This window comes from Citrobacter sp. TBCP-5362 (assembly GCF_005406305.1).
Lineage (GTDB): Bacteria > Pseudomonadota > Gammaproteobacteria > Enterobacterales > Enterobacteriaceae > Citrobacter_B > Citrobacter_B koseri.
Window position 1 is genome coordinate 3,198,098 of the sequence record NZ_CP040234.1, and the last position, 20,143, is coordinate 3,218,240.

Sequence of the window (20,143 nt, forward strand, 5' to 3'; positions counted from 1 at the left end):
TTAGATTTTGCCGACCAGGTCCAGGGACGGAGCCAGAGTCGCTTCGCCTTCTTTCCATTTAGCCGGGCAAACTTCGCCTGGGTGAGCAGCAACATACTGAGCCGCTTTGATTTTACGCAGCAGGTCAGATGCGTCACGGCCGATACCTTCAGCGGTAACTTCGATAGCCTGGATGATACCCTGCGGGTCAACAACGAAAGTCGCACGGTCAGCCAGACCTTCGTCTTCACGCATGTTGTCGAAGTTACGGGTCAGGGCGCCAGTCGGGTCACCGATCATCGCATATTTGATTTTTGCGATGGTTTCAGAGCTGCTGTGCCATGCTTTGTGAGTAAAGTGGGTGTCGGTAGAAACAGAGTAAACGTCTACGCCCAGTTTCTGCAATTCATCGTAATGATCTGCAACGTCGCCCAGTTCGGTCGGGCATACGAAAGTGAAGTCAGCCGGGTAGAAGAAGAAGACGCTCCAGCGGCCTTCGGTATCTTTCTCGGTTACTTCGATGAATTCACCGTTTTTGAACGCCTGGTTTTTGAAAGGTTTAATTTTGGTATTAATCAAGGACATCTATACTTCCTCCGTGTTTTCGTTGAGATGTAAAGTAACCAACTTTCCGTGATTGGGCTAATGCGTTTGCATTATCAAATCAATCAGCGATACCTAACAACTCACACAAGACAACGTTGTGAACGTTTAGCGACAAAAAGTAAAAAGGCCCCCTTTACAGGCGGCCCCATTACCTGAACTACCCGTAGGTAACTTCAGCGCCAGTGAAACTGGCTATGTGTTGCGCTCTACATTACCTTAACAAAGGCTGTAACAGCGAAAGGATTACATCACCCTACCAAAGAAAGGGCAATCTTCCGACGGCAGACCTTACCTATGACTGTGATAGGTTTTGCCGTCAATGTTCCTTTTGCACTGATTTTTAAGGAAATATAATGATAAAACGAACATTGCTGCTGACGTTGCTCCCGCTCATCGCCTTTGCTGAAGAACTGCCTGCCCCGGTTAAAGCGATAGAAAAACAGGGAATTACGATCCTGAAGTCTTTTGACGCCCCCGGCGGAATGAAAGGCTATCTGGGCAAATACCAGGATATGGGCGTGACCATCTACCTCACGCCTGACGGGAAACACGCGATTTCCGGCTACATGTACGACGAAAAAGGCGCAAACCTCAGTAATGCGCTGATAGAAAAAGAGATCTACGCCCCGGTCGGCAGAGAAATGTGGCAGCGGATGGAAAAAGCGTCGTGGATTCTGGACGGCAAAAAAGAGGCGCCGGTGATTCTTTATGTCTTTGCGGACCCTTTCTGCCCTTACTGCAAACAGTTCTGGCAGCAGGCGCGCCCCTGGGTCGAATCCGGCAAAGTACAACTGCGGACGCTACTGGTGGGCGTGATCAAACCCGAAAGCCCGGCAACGGCTGCCGCTATCTTATCCACCCGCGATCCGGCAAAAACCTGGCATGACTATGAAGCGTCAGGCGGTAAACTCAATCTGGCGATCCCTTCACCGCTGCCAGAAGATAAGATGAAAATGCTGAATATTCATCAGAAACTCATGGACGATCTGGGGGCGAATGCAACGCCAGCCATTTACTATATGAATAAAGAAAATATGTTACAGCAGGTCGTCGGGTTACCGGAAAAAGCGCAGCTGGACATTATGATGGGTGAACATTAAACCTAAATTAAAGGGGGGAGATTGTCATTGTTTTTCTGTCAATCTCCTTTTCCATTATAAATCGCTCGCAAAGATATTCTGAGCTATGCTATTTTAGTATTATTGAAAGAGAATTTAAGCTTAGCAAACATCACTATTGTAAAGCATTGGATGTGTTGCATAACTATAACAAATATAGTTATGACAATAGTCACAAAACAGGAAGAAAAAAACATGGCTAATCTCTACGATCTCAAAAAATTCGATCTCAACTTACTGATTATTTTTGAGTGTATCTACCAGAATTTAAGCATTAGTAAAGCGGCGGAAACGCTGTACATCACCCCGTCAGCCGTGAGTCAATCTCTGCAACGATTACGAACTCAATTCAACGATCCTTTATTTATTCGTTCAGGAAAAGGCATCACGCCGACCGTCACCGGTATAAATCTGCATCATCATCTTGAGGAAAACCTCAATAGTCTGGAACAAACAATTAATATTATGCATAGTTCCAGCCTTAAGAAAAAATTTATCATTTACAGCCCTCAGCTACTTACTGCAATGAACGTAATAAAGCTGATTAATTTTATTATGGAAGATTCTTCCGTTGAAATTGAGCATCATGATATCCTGATGTCTGCGGAATCAGCAGAAGACCTGCTGGCATACCGCAAGGCGGACATGGTGATCACCACCACGCCGCTGAACAACCATTCGGTTGTCTGTACGCCTTTTAAAACAATCAAAAGCGTACTGGTGTGTCGTGCCGATCACCCCAGAATCAGTGACGCCAGTACATTAGCGCAAATACTAGAAGAACCGTTTACCTCATACCAGGGAGAGGAGCCAGGCGTTAAAGAATACCAGTCGCTGGTCAACTCCCTTCTTGCCAGCCGGAAAATTGGGTTTCGCAGTGACTCGATGGTTGCAATCATTAATACTATTGCTGAAACCAACATAATTGGCATCGTTCCTGAAGTCATATATGACTTCTTTCACTCCACCCTTAAACTGCAACGGGTTAATATTGATCAGGATTTACCTTCAGTTCAGTTATACCTGGTATATAATCGAACGTCACTGAATAACAAAGGTTTTACGAGTATCATTAACAAAATGACGGAAAATAGCTGAAACGAAAACATCCGGGGCCATCGCCGACACAAGCATTCAAAATTAAAATAATTAATATAAAATTAATTTAAGTTTTGGATGCTTTTTTAAACCTTGCACATTCTGTTGATTATATCATATAATATATATAATTATTTTTCTGTATTCTACACATAGCCATTTTCCGTTCAGGTATGAACTCATTATGTCTGTTTATAAAATCCCACTTGACCAAAATGTTTTGGAAGCTGCGGAAGAGCGCATTACATGGACACTCACCACCTTACCGCGTATTTGCGTGTCATTTTCCGGGGGGAAAGACTCAGGGTTGATGCTGCACCTTACCGCCGGAATCGCGCGTAAGTTAAAGAAGAAGATCTGCGTAATATTTATTGACTGGGAAGTGCAATTCTCCTGCACAATTGACTATGTTCAGTCATTACGCGAACAATATTCCGATGTCATTGAACATTTTTACTGGGTTGCTCTGCCGCTCACCACACAAAATTCGCTGTCGCAATACCAACCCGAATGGCAATGCTGGGACCCGAATGCTGAATGGGTGCGTCAACCGCCTGCCGACGCCATTACCGATCCGGCTTACTTTCCTTTTTATCAGCCAGGCATGACCTTCGAACAATTTGTTCGCGACTTTGCCGAGTGGTTTTCAGAAAAGCGTCCTGCGGCGATGCTGATCGGCATCCGCGCTGACGAGTCTTACAATCGGTTTGTCGCTATCGCCTCCCTGAGCAAACAGCGTTTTGCGGACGACAAACCCTGGACGACCGCCGCTCAGGGCGGGCACACCTGGTATATTTACCCGATGTATGACTGGAAAACGGCAGACATCTGGACATGGTTCGCAAAAACGAAGCAGCCTTGCAACCCGCTTTATAACCTGATGTACCAGGCCAACGTGCCGCTCCGGTATATGCGCATCTGCGAACCTTTCGGCCCGGAGCAACGTCAGGGATTGTGGCTCTATCATGTCATTGAACCCGAACGCTGGGCAGCAATGTGCGCCAGGGTAAGCGGCGTGCGCAGCGGAGGGATATATGCAGGCCAGGATAACCATTTTTACGGCCATCGAAAAATACTGAAACCCGAGCACCATAGCTGGCAAAGCTACGCCATGCTGCTGTTGGACAGCATGCCGGAACAGAGCGCCGAGCATTACCGCAACAAAATCGCGGTCTACCTGCAATGGTATAAAAAGAAAGGAATGGAGAACATTCCACAAACGCAGGAAGGCGATATCGGCTCCAAAGATATCCCCTCATGGCGACGTATCTGCAAGGTGCTATTGAACAATGATTACTGGTGTCGGGCGCTCTCATTCAGCCCGACAAAGCCTAAACACTACCAGCGCTACAATGAACGCATGAAAGCAAAGCGCAAAGAATGGGGGATTTTATGCAACAGCGACTCACCCAACAAATAACCGACTTTCTCTCCACGCTGAACGAAGAAGAGAGAATTGCGGCAATCAACGAATTCAGGATGGCGATCCACCGCGTCAGCCCCTTTCGTGATCAGCCGGTAGACTGCGTGCAATGGGTAAAAAACGAACAAATCGAACCTAATGATTACAACCCAAACAATGTGGCGCCCCCGGAGAAAAGGCTCCTGCTGAAGTCTATTGAGGTAGATGGCTTCACGCAGCCTATTGTCGTTGCAGAAACGGCGGCAGAAAAATATGAAATCGTGGATGGCTTTCACCGTCACGAACTCGGTAAAGGGAAATCCACATTACGCTCAAAGTTAAAAGGCTATCTTCCCGTCACCTGTCTGGAACGCAATCGCCATGAACGAATTGCGGCGACCATTCGTCACAACCGCGCCCGAGGTCGTCATCAGATTCACGCGATGTCGGAAATTGTGCGAGAACTCTCCCTGTTGGGCTGGGACGAGACGCGAATCGGAAAAGAGCTGGGCATGGATAAAGATGAAGTCCTGCGTCTGAAACAAATCAACGGCCTACAGGAACTCTTTGCCGACCGTCGATTCTCCAAAGCCTGGACCGTAAAGTAATTACAATTTACACAGGCGTTCTGCGGCCGCCAGCAGCGTGGATTCCTGCTTGGCAAAACATAAACGGATAAGTTTATGTGGGAAAGGATCGGCGCAAAATACCGACAGCGGAATCGCCGCAACGCCGATTTCCCGGGTCAGCCACTGGCAGAAATCCACGTCATTGAGGTCTGATACCGCACTGTAATCCACCAGCAGAAAATAGGTGCCTTCGCAGGGCAGGATTTCCAGACGACTGTCACGCAGGGCATTAACCAGAACGTCACGCTTCTTCCGGTAAAATGCGGGTAAATCGCGGTAATGTTCCGGTTCAGCACGCAGCATATCGGCCAGCGCCAGTTGCGCCGGTGTGTTGACGCAGAACGTCAGATACTGATGCACTTTACGCAATTCCGCGCTGATCGCCGCTGGCGCTACGCAGTACCCCACCTTCCAGCCGGTCATATGAAAGGTTTTACCGAATGACGAGACCGCGACAGCACGCTCACGTAGCTGCGGATGCGCCAGTACGCTGGCATGGCCTTCTGGCGCAAAGCAGATATGCTCATACACTTCATCGCTTAATACATAGATTTCGCGATCGCCAATCGCCTGCCACAGCGCTTCAAAGTCGGCTTTGCGCCAGACGGTCGCGCTCGGGTTATGCGGCGTATTGAGGATCACCAGCCGGGTACGTTCGCTCAGTAACGCAGCAAATGCCTGCCAGTCAACGCGAAACTGCGGCGGCTGAAGCGCCAGACGTTTCAGCACGCCGCCGGACAGTTCAACGGCTGGCGCGTAGCTGTCATAGCTGGGATCGAAGCAGATCACCTCATCTCCCGCACGAACCAACGCGGTGATAGCGGCATACAACGCTTCCGTTGCCCCCGCCGTTACCGTCACCTCGCTCCCGGCATCAGCCTTATAGCCGTATAACGCCGCCGTTTTTTCCGCAATGGCTTCGCGTAATGCAGGCACGCCGGTCATTGGCGCATATTGATTCGCCCCTTGTGCAACATGCCAGGCCAGACGTTCCTGTAGATAGCGCGGGCCATCGAAATCAGGAAATCCCTGCGACAGGTTAATCGCCTGATGCTCCTGCGCCAGGGCGCTCATTTGTGTAAAGATTGTGGTGCCTAAATTAGGCAGTTTGCTTTGCGGAATCAGTGGGTTATTACTCATAGTTATCATACCCGAGGGTGATGTCGATGTTGAAACCACTATAACACGATGTTAGCATTTGGCAATCAAGACGCTTAGACGTCTAAATAAAAACAACTCCCGGACAGCACAGCCACAAGGACAACACACCATGAGCAACACTGACATCCGCGTCGTTACCGGCCCGGCTAACTACTTTTCCCATACCGGCAGCCTCTCCCGACTGAAGGATTTTTTCAGCGCCGGGCAACTCTCCGCCGCAGTATGGGTGTATGGCGAACGTGCGATTGCCGCCGCCCGCCCTTACCTGCCGGATGCGTTTGATCTTCCGGGAGCCAGACACCTGCCGTTTACCGGCCATTGCAGCGAAAGCGATGTGAAACAACTGGCCGTGAAAGCAGGCGACGACCGCCGCGTAGTGATCGGTATCGGCGGCGGCACGCTGCTTGATACCGCCAAAGCCCTTGCCCGTCGGCTACAACTCCCCTTCGTGGCGATCCCGACTATCGCGGCCACCTGCGCGGCCTGGACACCGCTGTCGGTCTGGTACAACGATGCCGGTCAGGCGCTGCACTTTGAAATTTTTGACGACGCCAATTATCTGGTGCTGGTAGAACCGGAAATCATTCTCCGCGCGCCAGAGGCCTATCTGCTGGCCGGCATCGGCGACACGCTGGCAAAATGGTACGAAGCCGTTGTATTAGCGCCACAGCCAGAAACCTTACCGCTTACCGTGCGTCTGGGCATTAACGGCGCGCTGGCGATCCGTGATGTGCTACTGGAAAGCAGCGAACAGGCGCTGGCGGACAAAGAGCGTGGAGAACTCACCCAGGCATTTCGCGATGTGGTGGATGCTATTATTGCCGGGGGCGGCATGGTCGGCGGTCTTGGCGAGCGTTATACCCGTGTGGCGGCGGCACACGCCGTCCATAATGGGCTCACCGTATTGCCGCAAACCGAGAAGTTTCTGCACGGCACCAAAGTGGCCTATGGCATTCTGGTGCAAAGCGCATTGCTGGGTCAGGATGAGGTACTGGCGCAGCTTGTCGCCGCTTATCAGCGCTTTAGTCTGCCCACCACGCTGGCGGCGCTGGATGTCGATATCCAGAACCAGGCGGAGATTGATAACGTGATTGCCCACACCCTGCGCCCGGTCGAATCCATCCACTTTCTGCCGGTGACGTTAACGCCAGCCACATTACGCGCCGCGTTTGAAAAGGTAGAGTCGTTTACGGTTTAGCGGCGGCTTGCCGGATGGCGGCTGCGCCTTATCCGGCCTGTAAAATACCCCGTAGGCCCGGTAAGCATAGCGCCATCGGGCAACACAAAACATCAGCGTAGGCCCGGTAAGCATAGCGCCACCGGGCAACACAAAACTCAGCGTAGGCCCGGTAAGCGTAGCGCCACCGGGCAACACAAAACATCAGCAGCAACGTGCGCCGCCTTTCCCGCCATAACGCGCATCCTGCCGCTCACGAAAAAATTCTTCGTAAGTCATTGGCGTCTGATCCGGGTGCGTCACGCGCATATGCTCAACGTAGTTGTCATAGTCCGGCACGCCAATCATCAGTTTTGCCGCCTGACCCAGATATTTCCCGGCCTTAGAAAGCGTATCAAACATCGTTACCACCTGTGACGCAAATGCCCTCTCCCGTTAAGAAGAGGGCCGCTTATTTAAAAATCAGTGCGCGCCTTTCGCCTGCGCCACAATCTCTTCAACGTTTTCCGGCATGGCTTCATACGGCGTTTCTTTCGCCGTCGGTTTGTCCTCTTTCAGCGCTGCCAGCGCAGTTTTGATTGAGAACAGGGCCAGAACCACCACCACAACCATGAAGAAGATGGTCAGACCGGCATCCAGACGGTTGTTGAACACCAGCTGCGCCAGCTGAGACTGCGTGTACTGCGCAGGAATATCGCCACTGTCGATCATCGCCTGGAATTTATTGGCGATCGCCAGGAAACCAATTTTGGTATCCGGGCTAAACGCTTTCTGCCAGCCTGCGGTCAGCGTACAGATCAGCAGCCAGGCGGTAGGCACCAGCGCCACCCATGCGTAACGCTGACGTTTCATCTTGAACAGTACAACCGCGCAGAGCATCAGCGCCATACCCGCCAGCATCTGGTTCGCGATACCAAACAGCGGCCACAGGGTGTTGATCCCTCCTAACGGGTCCACCACACCCTGGTGCAGGAAGTATCCCCACGCCAGCACGCACAGCGCCGTCGCTAACAGGTTCGCAGGCAGTGAATCCGTACGTTTCAGACCCGGAGAGACCACGCCCAGCAGATCCTGCAACATAAAGCGCGCCGCACGCGTACCGGCATCAACCGCCGTCAGAATGAACAGGGCTTCAAACAGAATCGCGAAGTGATACCAGAACGCCACATCCATCATACCGCCCAGCGCCCCGTGCAGGATGTAGGCCATCCCCACCGCCAGCGTTGGCGCGCCACCGGCACGAGAAATAATGGATTGTTCGCCCACTTCGTTGGCAATCTGATGCAGCGTATCAGGCGTAATCGCAAAGCCCCAGCTACTGACCACCTGCGCAGCAGAAGCAACCACATCAGCGGTTCCGGCTGGCGCCAGTACGGCCATTGGGCTGTTCATGGCGAAGTAAACGCCCGGATCGATGATACATGCGGAAACCAGCGCCATAATCGCCACAAAGGATTCCATCAACATCCCGCCGTAGCCGATAAAGCAGGCCTGCCCTTCGTTCGCCAGCATCTTCGGCGTGGTGCCGGAAGAGATCAGCGCATGGAAGCCAGACACCGCGCCACAGGCAATGGTGATGAACAAGAACGGGAACAGGTTACCGGTCCACACCGGGCCGGTGCCATCCACAAATTTGGTCAGCGCAGGCATCGTCAGCGTCGGACGCATAATCAGAATGCCGACGGCCAGACCGACAATCGTACCAATCTTCAGGAAGGTTGAGAGGTAATCACGCGGCGCCAGCAGCAGCCATACCGGCAGAACCGCCGCCACAAAACCGTAGCCCACCAGCATCCAGGTCAACTGTACGCCGGTAAAGTCAAAATACGGCGCCCAGGTTGGGCTTTCCGCCACCCACCCACCGGAGATGATGGCAAAGACAAGGAACACCAGACCAATAACAGACACCTCGCCAATACGTCCCGGACGCAGGTAACGCAGGTAGACGCCCATAAAAATGGCCAACGGAATGGTGAACGCAACGGTGTACGTCCCCCACGGGCTGTGGGTCAGGGCTTTCACGACGATCATCGCCAGTACCGCAAGGATAATCACCATGATCATGAAACAGGCCACCAGCGCGATCACGCCAGCCGTTGGGCCCATCTCTTCTTTAACCAGTTCACCCAGCGAACGACCGTCACGACGGGTAGAAACGAACAGCACCATAAAGTCCTGCACCGCGCCTGCCAGCACAACCCCGGCAAGCAGCCAGATCATACCGGGCAGATACCCCATCTGCGCCGCCAGCACCGGCCCAACCAACGGCCCTGCCCCGGCAATCGCCGCAAAATGGTGACCGAACAGCACTTTCTTATCGGTAGGTACGTAGTCCAGACCATCGTTATGACGCACCGCAGGCGTCATGCGCGTCGGGTCAACCGCCAGCACATTTTTGGCGATATACAGACCATAAAAACGGTAGGCAATGAGGTAGACACAAACTGACGCCACGACGATCCATAGCGCGTTGATCTGTTCCCCACGGTTTAACGCAATATATCCCAGGGCAAATGCTCCCATAACGGAGAGCAATGTCCAGACGAGGTATTTCCCTGATTTGTTCATAGTTGTTGTCCGTTTGCGTGTTGTGTTCCAGAGAGATGTTACATTTTGTTTCTATAACACCTCTGCTGGTTTTAACAACCTGACAACGCTATAAAACTGATTATTTACATTGCATTGTTAACTGGATCACTTCATTGGCCGGTCAACGCTGCAACATCATTGCATTTTGTTGGGCCTAGCCCATCACCGCCGTCCCCAGGCGGCAGGTACAGCAACGTCGTCCCTGCTCGTCAAAAATCACAATTTCCCAGCTCTGGCTTTGCCGGCCCAGATGCAGCGGCTGGCAAACGCCGCGCACCTTCCCCTGCGACACGGCGCGATGATGCGTGGCATTCAGCTCGGTTCCCACCACGCACTGGCCGTCACGGGTCATCAGATACCCGGCCATTGACCCCAGGGTCTCCGCCAGCGCCGCCGAAGCGCCGCCGTGTAACAAGCCGAAAGGCTGATGCGTTCGCGCATCGACGGGCATTTCCGCCTCCAGCACGTCATCACCCAGACGGGTATAGACGATCGCCAGATGCGCCACCATCGTGTTCAGACTGGTGGCGTTCAGCTCATCAAGCGTTAAATGGCGTTTCCAGATCATCGTTACGCTCCCAGGGTTGAGCCGCCGTCAACCACAATGTCCTGTAGCGTAATGTGGCTGGCCAGATCGGACGCGAGGAATAAAATGGTATTCGCGATTTCCTGCGGACGCGCGATTTTACCCAGCGGAATGCCAAGCTTAAACTGTTCGCCAAAGCCACGAATACGCTGTTGTTCCGCATCATCGCTCACCCACAGCGTGCGCTGCATATCGGTATCGGTAGAGCCCGGAGAGACAACGTTACAGCGAACGCCGCTGCCCGCCAGCTCCAGCCCAACGGTCAGCGCCAGGCTTTTCAGCGCCGCTTTGGACGCGCCATAGGCGCTCATGCCAATGCGCGGCGTGTGCGCCGCATCAGACGCGACGGTAACAATCGCCCCGCCCTGCTGCTGACGAAATTGCGCCATCGTCTGCTGGAAGAGGTTAAACGCGCCGCCGACGTTGACGGCGAACGTCTGCTGCCAGTCCTCGGCGCTTAGCGCATCGGTCGCCCCCATCCGTAAAATCCCGGCGGCATTCACCAGCACATCCAGCCGTTCGGTTTGCGCCAGCACGCGCTGGCAAACCTGAGCGACCTGCGCGGCGTCTGCGACATCCAGCACTTCGGTCGCAAAGGGATACGCATCCTGCGTGAACTCGCGATCGAATCCCGTCACCTGCGCGCCAGCCGCAACAAACGCCAGCGCCGTGGTATAACCAATCCCTTTTCCCGCGCCGGTCACCCAGACGGTTTTGCCGTTAAAATCCAATCCGGCCATCACTTCACCTCACGGGAAAGCAGCGTCCACCAGGCATCGATCGTCGGGTTTTTCGCCAGCATCACGAAGTCGATATCGCCATGCACTTTACGCCAGCGAGCCGCCAGCGCCATCATACGTACAGAGTCCAGCCCGTAATCAATCAGGTTTTCATCATCCAGCGGCTCGTCGGATTCATCCAGCAGCGGCAGGATCAGCGCCCGCAGCTCCGCTTTGCTCGCCGGAACCGGCGTCGGCAGCAGTTCCTGCGTCATCACCACGCGACCGGAGCGACCGGCAACATAGTTAAGCGACATCACATGTTCTTCACGGCTGAAATCGGCCAGCGCATCCGCCACCATAAACGGCTTGATATCGCGCATGAAAGCGTCGGTCGCCGTAGTCATACAGCCAATGTGCGCATACACACCCGTGATAATCAGCTGATTACGCCCGGTTTCTTTTAACATCTGCTCCAGCGGCGAACGGTGAAACGCGCTGTAGCGCCATTTCACCAGCACGGTGTCCGCCTCGTCCGGCGCCAGCGCATCGACAATCTTTTGCTGCTCGGGAGAACGCGTCAGGCCCGGCCCCCACATATCGTTCAACAGGGCGCGATCTTCATCGCTCTGATCTTTCGGCTGAGCGGTGTAATAGACCGGAATGTTGTGCTCTTTGCAGTACTGACGCAGGGCGGCGATATTCGCGATCACCTGTTTCATCATCGGGCAGTTGTCGCCCCAGAAGCTGACAAAATAATCCTGCATATCGTGGATCAACAGCGCAGCGCGTTCAGGTTCAAAGGCCCAGTTCACTTTATTGGGCGGAATATCGAGCGCGCCAGGCAGCGCGTACGCCTGCAATTTCGGAATTGCCATCTCTCTTTCTCCTTCAGGTCAGTGAACGTGACGCCAGCCACTGACGTAATTGTTTTTTATCGACTTTACCGACCGGGGTCAGAGGCAACGCCTCGACGCACTCCACGCGATCCGGCAATTTGAATTCGGCGACCCCCTGCTCACGCAGGAAGCGGCGTACCTGTACCGCGCGAAGCGGCTCTTTCACCACCAGCCAGGCGCAGCTTTTTTCCCCCATCAGCTCATCTTCCATGCTGACCAGCGCGGCATGGATTACGGCCGGGTGGCGCAGTAACAGGTTTTCAATCTCTTCAGCGGCGATCTTCTCCCCGCCGCGATTGATCTGATCTTTTTCACGACCCTGCACGGTGATATAGCCATCTGGATCAATGGAGATCAGATCGCCGGAGCAGTAAAAGCCGTTGGCATCAAACGCGCTGGCGTTATGCTCCGGGCTTTTAAAATAGCCGCGAAACGTGTACGGCCCGCGCGTCATCAGGCGTCCCGTTTCCCCCTGCGGCAGCGGATTGCCGTCAGCGTCAGCCACCCAGACCTCATCGTCCGGGCACATCGGGCAACCCTGAGTATTGATGATGCGCTCCGGGCTGTCGTCCAGACGGGTGTAATTCACCAGTCCTTCCGCCATGCCGAATACCTGCTGCAACTGACAGCCGATTTCCGCCGGAATACGCGCGGCAAGCGTCGCTGAAAGCCGCGCGCCGCCTACCTGCAACAGTTTCAACGAGGCCAGTTGCGCGTTGCTGCCCCACTCCTGAATCGCCTGCAACCACAGGCTCACCGCAGGCGGCACCAGCGCCGTTGAATTAATCTGATGCTTTTCAATTAACGGGAAACAGAGCGTAGCACTCGGGTCAGCCGCCAGCACCACCGTTCCCTGGGCCAGAAAGACGCCCAGCGATCCCGGCGAACTCATGGCGTAGTTATGCGCAGCCGGAATCGCGCATAAGAAACGCGTGGCTTCGGTAAAGTGGCAAATTTCATTGCTGCGGCGCACGCTGTAGTAATAATCATTATGGGTGCGCGGGATCAGCTTCGGCGTTCCGGTTGTACCACCGGAAAGCTGGAAATAAGCCACCTCATCGGCAGGTGATGGCGTGGCGGTAAAATCAACCGCAGGCTGGTCAATCGCCGTTTGCAGGTTGTGTTCACCCGCATCGTTGAGCAACAGCACCACACGCACGGAATTGTGTTCGGCAATAAACGTATTGAGGAAATCGTCCCCGGTGAACAGCGCGTGCTGGCGGTCAGCAATCACCAGCGCCGGTTCAATTTGCTTCGCGTAAGCGTTAAGTTCCGTCCGTTGATGGCTGAACAGCGCCAGAACCGGTGCGACGCCAAGCTTCAGCAGGGCGAAGAAAGTGATATACAGCTCCGCCACGTTGCCCAGTTGCACCAGCGCGGTTTCGCCGGGTTTGATCCCCTGACGACGCAGGCTACAGGCCAGATTATCCGCCGCCTGGTTCAGTTCGCGATAGCTCAGGTGTCGATCGCCATCAATCACCGCCGTTTTATCGCTGTCTGCGTGGCGGGTTAAAATATCGGTCAGCGGCAGATCCTGCCAGTACCCTTTTTCACGATAGCGGCGGGCAAACTCCTCCGGCCAACGGGTGAAAGGAATGGTCATCATCGCTCCTTAATGCAGTCCAAAAACGTTCAACATAGTAGAAAGCTTCACGCCGGTCTCGCGCCACTCCGCGACCGGAGAGGAAGCAGGCACAATCCCGGCGCCCGCGAACAGGCGAACCTGGTTTTGTCGCAGCTTCGCGCAACGAATCGTCACGACCCACTCGCCGTTTCCTTCAGCGTCACACCAGCCGACGATGCCGCCGAACAGTTCACGATCGAATGGCTCCAGTTCAGCAATTAATTTTTTCGCCACCTGATGCGGGAAACCGCTCAACGCAGGCGTCGGATGCAGCAGACACGCCAGCGTCAGGGCATTTTCTTCCGCATTCGCCTTACCTTCGAACGGCGTACCGAGATGCCATAACGTCGGGGTGGTGATCAATTGTGGAGATGCGGGCAGCTGTAATTCACTGCTGCGGTCGCGCAGCACCGTCTTCATGGCCTGAGTGACCAGCTCATGTTCGTGTCTGTCTTTTTCAGAAGCCAGCAGTCGGTTGCCCGCTTCACGATCCAGCACATCATCAGGCTGGCGACGCGCCGACCCGGCCAACGGCAGCGAACTAAAGCGCTCGCCCTCTTTACGCAGCAGCAATTCCGGGCTGGCGCCAAGCAGCACGCCGCCATCCTCCAGAGGCACATGGAAGTTGTAACTCACCGGATTCTGCGCCACCAGCCGCTCCAGCAGCGCGCCGCTGTCAATGGTGGCATCGGTCGTAATATCAATCAGGCGTGACAGAACCACTTTGTCGACTTCAGGCGTCGCCGTCAGCGCTGCCGCGCGCGCCACCATCGCTTCAAACGTTTCCTGTTCAGGGATACTTTTACGATCAACAACATTCAGTGCCTGATGCCCGGTAAAGTAACGCGAGGATTGTTGCTTTGCCGGTCGGGAGAAGGTCTGCCAGGACTCAGGAATGAACAGCGAGGATGGCTGGCGGGTATCGAAGGGGATAGCGCCGACCATAACAGGATTTGCGATACCCTGCGCTCTGGCGTCGGCAAAGGCTTGCTGTAATTTTTGTTGGAAGGGGCTGTCTAACGAATCCCCGTCAACCGCTGGTTCAGCGAAACGGGCGAAGCATCCTGACGTCGTAAAGCTGCGATACGGCGACATAAAGAAAAAGCGATCGGGGGTGAGCGTTGCCATTTTCTGCTGAACTTCCTCGGCCAGTGACGTATCCATATCATCCTCCAAAAATGATAAAGGCTTTAATAATGATTATCATTTATATTTTCGGGCGCTAACCTAAAAGTAAACAGACAGCATGTCAACTCTTGGGGTAGCACAATGTGCGACTTAGACTTGCATCCCTTCCCGCTAACAATGAAAATGAGAAGCATTAACTCCATTAATAACAGGACGCTGATTCGTGAGACTTCCCCTGCTTTGCAGAACATCCCTGATACTGGTTGGGCTTTTCATTTCAGGAATTTCTTTAGGTCATGCCGCTGACTGGCCGCGCCAGATCACCGACAGCCGCGGCACGCATACGCTGGACCATAAACCTGAACGTATCGTCTCTACCAGCGTGACCCTGACGGGCTCGCTGCTGGCGATTGATGCTCCCGTTGTCGCCAGCGGAGCGACCACCCCTAATAACCGCTTTGCCGACGATCGGGGATTTCTGCGTCAATGGAGCGACGTTGCGAAAGCGCGCAAGCTGGCGCGCCTGTACATCGGCGAACCAAGCGCTGAAGCCGTTGCCGCACAAATGCCGGACCTTATTCTGATTAGCGCAACCGGCGGCGACTCTGCGCTGGCGCTGTACGATCAGCTTTCTACTATTGCCCCTACGCTTATCATCAATTACGACGATAAAAGCTGGCAGTCTCTGCTGACGCAACTGGGCGAGATCACCGGCCAGGAAAAACAGGCCGCTGTGCGCATCGCGGAATTTGATAAACAACTGGCGACCGTTAAACAACAGCTCACATTACCGCCGCAACCGGTCAGCGCGCTGGTCTACACCGCTGCCGCACACAGCGCCAACCTGTGGACGCAGGATTCAGCCCAGGGCAAGCTGATGGAACAGTTAGGCTTTACGCTGGCGCCCCTCCCTGCCGGACTGCAAACCAGTAAAAGCCAGGGCAAACGTCATGACATCATCCAGCTTGGCGGGGAAAACCTGGCGGCAGGTCTGAACGGCGAAGCGCTGTTCCTGTTTGCCGGTGATAGCAAAGATGCCGACGCTATTTACGCCAACCCACTGCTTGCTCACCTGCCTGCCGTGCAAAACAAGCGCGTTTATGCGCTGGGCACCGAAACGTTCCGTCTGGACTACTACAGCGCAACGTTACTGCTTAACCGTCTCGCCGCGCTGTTTTAACTTACTTGCCGGATAGCGGCCAATGCCCTGTCCGGCCTGCATTTTAAAGCGGTGCGCCATCTGGCACCGGCGGCGGCTGGCGAAAACGGCGCAACTCGCCCAGCAGCAGCATTAACAACAACCCAACAATCACCAGCCCAAACCCGCTCACGCTCGCTGACGCAACCGGCGTCATCATGGCGCCCAGCCCGCCCAACAGCGCTGCGCCGATGGCGTCGCCGGTCACGTTTTGCGCCGTCCACAGGCCGTTGATTCGCCCGAGCATGGCTTCCGGCGTTTGCGTCTGCAACAGGGTGTATTGCAGTAACGAGCTAATCGCGCTGAGCCAGCCGAACAGCGCCAGACAGATCACCCCGAGCAGCCAGACAGGCATCAGCCCAAACAACCCAATCGCCAGGAACGACCCTACGGTGGAAGCCAGCATCAACAGTCCAGGGCGAACGCTGTGCGCCAGTTGCCCGCTGGTTAACGCGCCAACAGCCGCCCCCAATGGGATAGCGGCATAAAGTAAACCGATTTGCGCGGCGGACATGTGCCAGTTAATCGCCAGCGCCGGATAAAGCACACGCACCGCACTTGCCATCGTCAAAAGTCCGCCAAGCAACGCAATGCCGCCAATGAGTGGGCTGGAGAGCAAGAAACGGAACGCCGCCAACAGTGATTTCAACGGATGCTCACGCGGTTGCGGCGGCGGCGGGAGCGCCGGAAGGCTCAGCAACGGCAGCAGCGTGATAAATGTTCCTGCCGCCGCCAGACCGTAGTTCCAGGCCACGCCGCCGGTAGCCAGCAATACGCCACCCAGCATCGGTGAAATCACCGATCCCAGACGCACCGTCAGCATCGTAATCGCCCCGGCCTGCATAAGGTTTTCTCGCCCTACCAGCGCAGGCGTCGCCGCCAGTAGCGCCGTGACCCCCAGCGAGGCAAAAAAGCCATCCCACAGACCGAGCAGATAGATTGCCAGCAGCGAAGGTTCCGGCAACAGCGCGTTCAGACACAGGCCAATAAAGCCAATACCGCAGGTGCCGCGCGCCAGCAGGATCACCTTTTTACGTTCATAACGATCCGCCAGCACGCCGCCGACCATCAGGCCAACAAACATCGCGCTGCCGGTCAGCGTCACCGACAGACCAACCTGCCACGTCGAGTGGGTCATCATCTGGATCTGTACCGGCACCGCTACGCCCAGCAGACCCAGCGAGACAATAGAGATAAAACGGGCGAGGAAGACAGCGCGAAATGCAGGGTGCGTCTTCAACAGGCTGAGATTCAGCAGCCAGGATTGTCGATTCATTACAACGCCTTAATGCGAACTTTTTTTAAATATCCATTCAATGGCTGCACATGCTAACATAACCGAATAAGATCGATAACGATAATTACTATCATTATCAGGGAAGTTGATATGTCATGCTCTGTTTCCGTGGCACGCGCCATCGCCGTGCCCGGCTTGTTGTTATTACTTATTCTCGCCACGGCATTAAGTCTGGCTATCGGCGCAAAATCACTGCCTGCGTCCGTCGTACTTGAAGCAATTACCGGCACCTGCCAAAGCGCTGACTGCACCATCGTGCTGGACGCGCGATTGCCGCGCACGCTGGCTGGCCTGCTGGCTGGCGGCGCACTGGGGCTCGCCGGGGCGTTAATGCAAACGCTCACCCGCAACCCGCTTGCCGACCCGGGCATTCTCGGCGTCAATTCCGGCGCCAGTTTCGCGATCGTACTCGGCGCGGCGCTGTTTGGTTTTTCCTCTCCACAGGAACAGTTGCTGATGGCGTTTGCCGGGGCGCTGGTCGCCTCGCTGATTGTCGCCTTTACCGGCAGCCAAGGCGCCGGGCAGTTAAGCCCGGTTCGCCTCACGCTGGCGGGTGTCGCGCTCGGCGCAGTGCTGGAGGGGCTTTCCAACGGTATCGCGTTGCTGAACCCGGATGTGTACGATCAGCTCCGTTTCTGGCAGGCCGGCTCGCTGGACATTCGCAGTCTGCAAACGCTCAAGGTTATTGTCGTGCCGGTGTTGATTGCCGGTGCTACCGCGCTGTTTCTCAGCCGCGCGCTGAACAGCCTGAGTCTCGGTAGCGATACTGCCACCGCGCTGGGCAGCAAAGTGGCGCGTACCCAGCTCATCGGCCTGCTGGTGATTACCGTGTTATGCGGCAGCGCGACGGCGGTTGTTGGCCCCATCGCGTTTATCGGTCTGATGATGCCGCACATGGCCCGCTGGCTGGTGGGGGCGGATCACCGCTGGTCGCTGCCGGTCACGTTGCTGGCGACCCCGACCCTGCTGCTGTTTGCCGATATTATCGGGCGACTCATCGTTCCCGGTGAATTGCGCGTTTCGGTTGTCAGCGCCTTTCTCGGCGCGCCAGTGCTTATTTTCCTCGTGCGGCGCAAGCAGCGCGGAGGTGCCGTATGATGCACCTTTCCCGCCGCCTGATCATAAGTTGTCTGTTGCTGGTGCTCGGCTGTATCGCTGTCGGCTTGTGGAGCCTGCGCAGCGGCGCCGTTACGCTGGAAATCTCGCAAATCATCAATGCGCTACTGGGAGACGCCCCGCGCAGCATTACCCTTGTGGTGACCGAATGGCGTCTGCCTCGTGTGCTGATGGCGCTGCTGATTGGCGCCGCGTTGGGCGTCAGCGGGGCGATTTTTCAGTCGTTGATGCGCAACCCGCTGGGTAGCCCGGACGTAATGGGTTTTAACACCGGGGCCTGGAGCGGCGTGCTGGTGGCAATGGTGCTGTTTGGCCAGAACCTGACGGCGATCGCGATGGCGGCGATGGCTGGCGGGATTCTCACCTCGCTGATCGTCTGGCTGCTTGCCTGGCGCAACGGCATTGAGACCTTCCGGCTGATTATTATCGGCATCGGCGTGCGCGCCATGCTGGTGGCGTTCAACACCTGGCTGCTGTTGCAGGCGTCGTTAGAAACGGCCCTCTCCGCCGGATTGTGGAACGCCGGGTCGCTCAACGGACTGACCTGGGCCAAAACGTGGCCCTCGGCACCGCTGATCGTTCTGATGCTGGCGTGTGCCGCATTGCTGGTACGTCGTCTGCGCTTGCTGGAAATGGGTGATGACAGCGCCTGCGCGCTTGGCGTCAGCGTTGAACGTTCCCGGTTAATGATGATGCTGGTCGCCGTGGTGCTGACCGCCGCCGCGACGGCGCTCGCAGGCCCGATATCTTTCATTGCGCTGGTTGCGCCGCACATCGCGCGGCGCCTTAGCGGCACGGCACGCTGGGGGTTAACCCAGTCCGCATTGTGCGGCGCGCTATTGCTGCTGGCCGCCGACCTGTGCGCCCAACAACTGTTTATGCCTTACCAGCTTCCGGTAGGCGTTGTCACCGTAAGCCTCGGCGGTATTTACCTTATCGTCTTGTTAATTCAGGAGTCCCGCAAAAAATGACCGAATCAGTAGCCCGTTTGCGTGGCGACCAGTTAACGTTGGGTTATGGCAAGTATACCGTCGCGGAGAATCTGAATGTTTCTATCCCGGATGGTCACTTCACTGCCATTATTGGGCCGAATGGCTGCGGCAAATCAACGTTATTGCGTACGCTAAGCCGTCTGATGTCGCCCGTACATGGCCACGTCTGGCTCGACGGCGAGCATATTCAGCACTACGCCAGTAAAGAGGTGGCGCGACGAATCGGCCTGCTGGCGCAAAACGCCACCACGCCGGGCGATATCACCGTACAGGAGCTGGTTGCCCGGGGCCGCTATCCGCATCAGCCTTTGTTTACCCGCTGGCGCAAAGAAGACGAAGACGCCGTCGCCGGTGCGATGCGCGCCACGGGGATTACCCACCTGGCGACGCAAAGCGTGGACACGCTTTCAGGCGGGCAGCGGCAGCGAGCATGGATAGCAATGGTGCTGGCGCAGGAAACATCCATCATGTTGCTGGATGAACCGACGACCTGGCTGGATATCAGCCACCAGATCGATCTGCTGGAGCTGTTGAGCGAGCTGAATCGCGAGAAAGGTTACACCCTCGCTGCGGTTCTGCACGACCTTAACCAGGCCTGCCGGTACGCCACGCATTTAATCGCGTTACGTGAAGGCAAGATCGTCGCAGAGGGAGCGCCAAAGGAGATTGTGACAGCGGATCTTATTGAGAAAATTTATGGATTACGTTGCACGATCATCGACGATCCGATCGCCGGAACGCCGCTGGTTGTGCCGCTGGGTCGTCCGAAGTAATCTCAATGGCGGAGGGGTAACAATACAGGCCCGGTCAGCGACAGCGCCACCG

Annotated in this window: 19 protein-coding genes; 9 read left to right on the forward strand and 10 right to left on the reverse strand. The window is 55.4% G+C overall.

Annotated features, from left to right (window positions below):
• A complete protein-coding gene (gene ahpC, locus FD428_RS15305; protein ID WP_012133381.1) occupies nucleotides 1-564 on the reverse strand; it encodes an alkyl hydroperoxide reductase subunit C in 564 nt (187 codons plus the stop codon).
• Between the two features lie 374 nt (nucleotides 565-938).
• Here ahpC and dsbG point away from each other — a divergent pair, with 374 nt between their 5' ends.
• From dsbG to FD428_RS15325, 4 genes are all read left to right on the forward strand, one after another.
• On the forward strand, nucleotides 939-1,685 hold the full coding sequence (dsbG, locus tag FD428_RS15310; protein ID WP_104868933.1) for a thiol:disulfide interchange protein DsbG: 747 nt from the start codon (nucleotides 939-941) through the stop codon (nucleotides 1,683-1,685).
• A 213-nt stretch (nucleotides 1,686-1,898) separates the two neighbouring features.
• Complete coding sequence (locus FD428_RS15315; RefSeq protein ID WP_049011612.1) at nucleotides 1,899-2,801, forward strand: LysR family transcriptional regulator; 903 nt, start codon at nucleotides 1,899-1,901, stop codon at nucleotides 2,799-2,801.
• A gap of 184 nt (nucleotides 2,802-2,985) precedes the next feature.
• Nucleotides 2,986-4,221 carry a phosphoadenosine phosphosulfate reductase gene (locus FD428_RS15320; protein WP_071259778.1) on the forward strand — a complete coding sequence of 412 codons (1,236 nt, stop codon included), beginning with the start codon at nucleotides 2,986-2,988 and terminating at the stop codon, nucleotides 4,219-4,221.
• Nucleotides 4,194-4,811, forward strand: coding sequence for a ParB/RepB/Spo0J family partition protein (locus FD428_RS15325; RefSeq protein ID WP_012133386.1), 618 nt, complete (start codon nucleotides 4,194-4,196; stop codon nucleotides 4,809-4,811). Before FD428_RS15320 ends, FD428_RS15325 begins: the two co-directional genes overlap by 28 nt.
• On the opposite strand, the gene FD428_RS15330 is transcribed toward FD428_RS15325, so the two are convergent.
• Nucleotides 4,812-5,972 carry a pyridoxal phosphate-dependent aminotransferase gene (locus tag FD428_RS15330; RefSeq protein ID WP_024130556.1) on the reverse strand — a complete coding sequence of 387 codons (1,161 nt, stop codon included), beginning with the start codon at nucleotides 5,970-5,972 and terminating at the stop codon, nucleotides 4,812-4,814.
• 130 nt (nucleotides 5,973-6,102) lie between these two features.
• On the opposite strand from FD428_RS15330, the gene FD428_RS15335 reads away from it, so the two are divergent.
• Entirely contained in the window at nucleotides 6,103-7,191 is a 1,089-nt protein-coding gene (locus FD428_RS15335) for an oxidoreductase (RefSeq protein WP_114847754.1), read from the forward strand.
• A 183-nt stretch (nucleotides 7,192-7,374) separates the two neighbouring features.
• Here the strand turns inward: FD428_RS15335 and FD428_RS15340 are convergent, their stop codons facing one another.
• The 7 genes from FD428_RS15340 to entC all read right to left on the reverse strand — a co-directional run bounded on the left by FD428_RS15340 (nucleotide 7,375) and on the right by entC (nucleotide 14,751).
• Complete coding sequence (locus FD428_RS15340; protein WP_012133390.1) at nucleotides 7,375-7,572, reverse strand: YbdD/YjiX family protein; 198 nt, start codon at nucleotides 7,570-7,572, stop codon at nucleotides 7,375-7,377.
• Nucleotides 7,573-7,632: 60 nt separating this feature from the next.
• Nucleotides 7,633-9,738 carry a pyruvate/proton symporter CstA gene (gene cstA, locus FD428_RS15345; RefSeq protein ID WP_012133391.1) on the reverse strand — a complete coding sequence of 702 codons (2,106 nt, stop codon included), beginning with the start codon at nucleotides 9,736-9,738 and terminating at the stop codon, nucleotides 7,633-7,635.
• A 175-nt stretch (nucleotides 9,739-9,913) separates the two neighbouring features.
• Nucleotides 9,914-10,327 carry a proofreading thioesterase EntH gene (gene entH / locus FD428_RS15350; protein ID WP_012133392.1) on the reverse strand — a complete coding sequence of 138 codons (414 nt, stop codon included), beginning with the start codon at nucleotides 10,325-10,327 and terminating at the stop codon, nucleotides 9,914-9,916.
• A gap of 2 nt (nucleotides 10,328-10,329) precedes the next feature.
• Nucleotides 10,330-11,085: a 2,3-dihydro-2,3-dihydroxybenzoate dehydrogenase EntA gene (entA, locus tag FD428_RS15355; protein ID WP_012133393.1), complete on the reverse strand. Its 756-nt coding sequence runs from the start codon at nucleotides 11,083-11,085 to the stop codon at nucleotides 10,330-10,332.
• Complete coding sequence (locus FD428_RS15360; protein ID WP_012133394.1) at nucleotides 11,085-11,942, reverse strand: isochorismatase; 858 nt, start codon at nucleotides 11,940-11,942, stop codon at nucleotides 11,085-11,087. Before FD428_RS15360 ends, entA begins: the two co-directional genes overlap by 1 nt.
• Nucleotides 11,943-11,955: 13 nt before the next feature.
• A complete protein-coding gene (gene entE / locus FD428_RS15365) occupies nucleotides 11,956-13,566 on the reverse strand; it encodes a (2,3-dihydroxybenzoyl)adenylate synthase EntE (RefSeq protein ID WP_071259787.1) in 1,611 nt (536 codons plus the stop codon).
• A gap of 9 nt (nucleotides 13,567-13,575) precedes the next feature.
• Complete coding sequence (entC, locus tag FD428_RS15370) at nucleotides 13,576-14,751, reverse strand: isochorismate synthase EntC (RefSeq protein WP_060815865.1); 1,176 nt, start codon at nucleotides 14,749-14,751, stop codon at nucleotides 13,576-13,578.
• Between the two features lie 187 nt (nucleotides 14,752-14,938).
• Between entC and fepB the strand changes: the two genes are divergently transcribed.
• A complete protein-coding gene (gene fepB, locus FD428_RS15375) occupies nucleotides 14,939-15,895 on the forward strand; it encodes a Fe2+-enterobactin ABC transporter substrate-binding protein (RefSeq protein WP_047458230.1) in 957 nt (318 codons plus the stop codon).
• Nucleotides 15,896-15,938: 43 nt separating this feature from the next.
• Here fepB and entS read toward each other — a convergent pair whose 3' ends face one another.
• Entirely contained in the window at nucleotides 15,939-17,189 is a 1,251-nt protein-coding gene (gene entS, locus FD428_RS15380) for an enterobactin transporter EntS (protein WP_071259793.1), read from the reverse strand.
• A gap of 111 nt (nucleotides 17,190-17,300) precedes the next feature.
• Here entS and fepD point away from each other — a divergent pair, with 111 nt between their 5' ends.
• The 3 genes from fepD to fepC are packed head-to-tail and all read left to right on the forward strand — an operon-like array spanning nucleotide 17,301 to nucleotide 20,091.
• Complete coding sequence (fepD, locus tag FD428_RS15385) at nucleotides 17,301-18,308, forward strand: Fe(3+)-siderophore ABC transporter permease (protein ID WP_012133399.1); 1,008 nt, start codon at nucleotides 17,301-17,303, stop codon at nucleotides 18,306-18,308.
• Nucleotides 18,305-19,297 carry an iron-enterobactin ABC transporter permease gene (gene fepG, locus FD428_RS15390; protein WP_114847753.1) on the forward strand — a complete coding sequence of 331 codons (993 nt, stop codon included), beginning with the start codon at nucleotides 18,305-18,307 and terminating at the stop codon, nucleotides 19,295-19,297. Before fepD ends, fepG begins: the two co-directional genes overlap by 4 nt.
• Nucleotides 19,294-20,091, forward strand: a complete 798-nt coding sequence (gene fepC / locus FD428_RS15395; protein ID WP_047458235.1) for an iron-enterobactin ABC transporter ATP-binding protein — start codon at nucleotides 19,294-19,296, stop codon at nucleotides 20,089-20,091. Before fepG ends, fepC begins: the two co-directional genes overlap by 4 nt.
• The last annotated feature ends 52 nt before the right edge of the window (nucleotides 20,092-20,143 follow it).

What these genes read in the sequence shown, in the direction of transcription:
- ahpC (WP_012133381.1), bottom strand. Translation starts at nt 564, where the DNA reads ATGTCCTTGATTAATACCAAAATTAAACCTTTCAAAAACCAGGCGTTC.
- dsbG (WP_104868933.1), top strand. Translation starts at nt 939, where the DNA reads ATGATAAAACGAACATTGCTGCTGACGTTGCTCCCGCTCATCGCCTTT.
- FD428_RS15315 (WP_049011612.1), top strand. Translation starts at nt 1,899, where the DNA reads ATGGCTAATCTCTACGATCTCAAAAAATTCGATCTCAACTTACTGATT.
- FD428_RS15320 (WP_071259778.1), top strand. Translation starts at nt 2,986, where the DNA reads ATGTCTGTTTATAAAATCCCACTTGACCAAAATGTTTTGGAAGCTGCG.
- FD428_RS15325 (WP_012133386.1), top strand. Translation starts at nt 4,194, where the DNA reads ATGCAACAGCGACTCACCCAACAAATAACCGACTTTCTCTCCACGCTG.
- FD428_RS15330 (WP_024130556.1), bottom strand. Translation starts at nt 5,972, where the DNA reads ATGAGTAATAACCCACTGATTCCGCAAAGCAAACTGCCTAATTTAGGC.
- FD428_RS15335 (WP_114847754.1), top strand. Translation starts at nt 6,103, where the DNA reads ATGAGCAACACTGACATCCGCGTCGTTACCGGCCCGGCTAACTACTTT.
- FD428_RS15340 (WP_012133390.1), bottom strand. Translation starts at nt 7,572, where the DNA reads ATGTTTGATACGCTTTCTAAGGCCGGGAAATATCTGGGTCAGGCGGCA.
- cstA (WP_012133391.1), bottom strand. Translation starts at nt 9,738, where the DNA reads ATGAACAAATCAGGGAAATACCTCGTCTGGACATTGCTCTCCGTTATG.
- entH (WP_012133392.1), bottom strand. Translation starts at nt 10,327, where the DNA reads ATGATCTGGAAACGCCATTTAACGCTTGATGAGCTGAACGCCACCAGT.
- entA (WP_012133393.1), bottom strand. Translation starts at nt 11,085, where the DNA reads ATGGCCGGATTGGATTTTAACGGCAAAACCGTCTGGGTGACCGGCGCG.
- FD428_RS15360 (WP_012133394.1), bottom strand. Translation starts at nt 11,942, where the DNA reads ATGGCAATTCCGAAATTGCAGGCGTACGCGCTGCCTGGCGCGCTCGAT.
- entE (WP_071259787.1), bottom strand. Translation starts at nt 13,566, where the DNA reads ATGACCATTCCTTTCACCCGTTGGCCGGAGGAGTTTGCCCGCCGCTAT.
- entC (WP_060815865.1), bottom strand. Translation starts at nt 14,751, where the DNA reads ATGGATACGTCACTGGCCGAGGAAGTTCAGCAGAAAATGGCAACGCTC.
- entS (WP_071259793.1), bottom strand. Translation starts at nt 17,189, where the DNA reads ATGAATCGACAATCCTGGCTGCTGAATCTCAGCCTGTTGAAGACGCAC.
- fepD (WP_012133399.1), top strand. Translation starts at nt 17,301, where the DNA reads ATGTCATGCTCTGTTTCCGTGGCACGCGCCATCGCCGTGCCCGGCTTG.
- fepG (WP_114847753.1), top strand. Translation starts at nt 18,305, where the DNA reads ATGATGCACCTTTCCCGCCGCCTGATCATAAGTTGTCTGTTGCTGGTG.
- fepC (WP_047458235.1), top strand. Translation starts at nt 19,294, where the DNA reads ATGACCGAATCAGTAGCCCGTTTGCGTGGCGACCAGTTAACGTTGGGT.